Source organism: Pseudomonas sp. HMWF006, from assembly GCF_003061205.1.
Lineage (GTDB): Bacteria > Pseudomonadota > Gammaproteobacteria > Pseudomonadales > Pseudomonadaceae > Aquipseudomonas > Aquipseudomonas monsensis.
In genome coordinates this window covers 2226-4105 of record NZ_QAIU01000507.1, presented here as the reverse complement: position 1 = coordinate 4105, position 1880 = coordinate 2226, and the positions used below count along the sequence as shown (strand labels likewise).

Below are 1880 nucleotides of genomic sequence, written 5' to 3'. Positions count from 1 at the left end.
GTGCAGGCCCAGCTCAATCCACTGCCAAAGAACAAACCGCTGAGCGGCTCGTTCCGTCTTAGCGGGCTGGATCTGTCGGTGGCGCGGCCGTTTGTACCGATGGTCGAAAAGCTTACCGGGCACTTGAACGGCAGTGGCACGATTTCCGGCGGGCTGCTGGCGCCGCTGGTCAACGGCACGGTGAAACTCAGCGACGGCGAAGTCTCCGGCGCCGAGTTGCCGCTGGAACTGAAGGATCTGCAACTGCAAGCGGTGATCGCCGGTGAAGCGGTGCGCCTCGACGGTGGCTGGAAGAGCGGCAAGACCGGCCAGGGCAGCCTCAACGGCAACGTCGCCTGGGGCCAGGCGCTGATGGTCGATCTGGCGTTGAAAGGCACGCAGTTGCCGGTCACCGTCGAGCCCTACGCCAAGCTGGAAGTAGCACCGGACCTGAAGATTTCCATGGCCGGCGACGAGTTGAAAATTGCCGGCAAGGTGCAGGTGCCGAGAGGCGAAATCACTGTCCGCGAACTGCCGCCCTCGACGGTGAAAGTCTCCGACGACACGATCATCGTCGGTGCGCAGACCGAAGAGGGCAAGCCGCCGATGGCGATGAGAATGGACATCGACGTGGTGGTCGGCGAAGACAAACTGAGTTTTGCCGGCTTCGGCCTGACCGCCAACCTGCAAGGTCACGTGCACATCGGCGACAACATGGACACCCGCGGCGAACTGTGGCTCAACGACGGCCGATACCGCGCCTACGGCCAGCGCCTGAACGTGCGCCGTGCGCGTCTGTTGTTCGCCGGCCCCATCGATCAGCCGTATCTGGACATCGAAGCGATTCGCCAGACCGATGACGTGATCGCCGGTATTCGCCTGAGCGGCAGCGCCGAGCAGCCGACCACGCAGATCTTCTCCGAGCCGGCCATGAGCCAGGAGCAGGCGTTGTCGTATCTGGTCCTCGGGCGGCCGCTGAGCACCAACGGCGAAGACAACAACATGCTCGCGCAAGCGGCGTTGGGGCTAGGCCTGATGGGCAGTTCCGGGGTGACCAGCGGGCTGGCCAAGGACCTGGGCATTCAGGACTTCCAGCTCGACACCCAAGGCAGTGGCAACACCACCAGCGTGGTCGCCAGCGGCAACATTTCCGAGAAGCTCAGTTTGCGTTATGGCGTCGGCGTGTTCGAACCGGCCAGTACCATTGCGTTGCGTTACAAGCTGAGCAAGAAGGTTTATCTGGAAGCGGCCAGCGGTGTCGCCAGTTCGCTGGATATCTTCTACAAGCGCGATTTCTAGATCGCGCTTGCTTCTTGAATCGGGTCGCTGTCATCGCTGGCAAGCCAGCTCCCACAAGTCTGTCCGGCGCACCTGAATGTTGTGCCCGGCAAGGACCCTGTGGGAGCTGGCTTGCCAGCGATGGCGTCCTCTGAGGCGCAATCGCTGGTGGGCGCAGACGAAGGGTTACTGGAGATCCGCTGATTTCTCAGAGGTTGTCGGGCGGCACACCAGCGCCACCCGCTCGTAGTTCAGCGCCTTGTTGCGTTCCGGCAAGGCATAAGGCGCTTCGCAGCGCTGATTCTGCCAGTTGATGGTCAGGGTACCGGCGTCGGCTTCCACCAGCGCCAGTGCCTTGCCGCCCGGGTCGGAGATCGCCAGTTGCTTGCCGGCGCTGTCCTCCAGCGAGGCGCCAAACGGGATCGGCTGGTGTTGCGCGTCGAACAAGGCGAACTGCACGCGGCGTCCGGTCTTGCTGGTGTAACGCGCCAGCACCACCGCACCACGGCGTGGCACCACTTGCCGGGTCGCATTGTCGATCTCGATATCGCCGCCCAGATCGCGGGTGTCGAGGTTGATCCAGTTCACCCGATAAGGCTGCGCATTGGGCACCACGGCGAAGC

The 1880-nt window shown here is 63.2% G+C and carries 2 protein-coding genes; one reads left to right on the top strand and one right to left on the bottom strand.

Features of this window, described 5'->3' with window-relative positions; translation table 11 throughout:
* A partial coding sequence (locus DBR24_RS22530) for a translocation/assembly module TamB domain-containing protein (RefSeq protein ID WP_177490663.1) occupies positions 1-1278 on the top strand: 1278 nt, incomplete at its 5' end.
* Between the two features lie 165 nt (positions 1279-1443).
* Here the strand turns inward: DBR24_RS22530 and DBR24_RS33305 are convergent.
* Positions 1444-1880 (bottom strand): FimD/PapC C-terminal domain-containing protein (locus DBR24_RS33305; protein ID WP_256591741.1); only part of this gene is annotated, 437 nt, incomplete at its 5' end.